Raw genomic sequence first — 295 nt, forward strand, 5'->3', positions numbered from 1 at the left:
CAGTTTGAAAAAATGGAAGCAGAGCTAATGAAAGCAGAGCTTAGTGCTTTAGTAGTAGAGCTTGGAAATAGTTTACTTCCTGCCCTTAATGAAGATTTACTTCCTGTTATGCAAGATAAAATAGTACCTATAGCTGAAAAAATGATTCTTACTATTATAGCTTTAATAAAAACATTCAGCGACTTGCCAGCACCTTTGCAGGCTGTAAGTGTAGGATTTGTTTCTTTAGCAGCGGGCTTCGGTCCAGCTTTAAAAGGTATAGTAGGACTTTCAAAAGGAATAACAGAAGCTAAGA

1 protein-coding gene is annotated in these 295 nt (G+C 36.6%); it reads left to right on the forward strand.

All coding sequences use genetic code 11. From position 1 onward, the window contains the following. Positions 1–12 precede the first annotated feature (12 nt). A partial coding sequence (locus tag EZH24_RS13730; RefSeq protein WP_236847303.1) for a hypothetical protein occupies positions 13–295 on the forward strand: 283 nt, incomplete at its 3' end.

The organism is Brachyspira catarrhinii, assembly GCF_005518285.1.
GTDB lineage: Bacteria > Spirochaetota > Brachyspiria > Brachyspirales > Brachyspiraceae > Brachyspira > Brachyspira catarrhinii.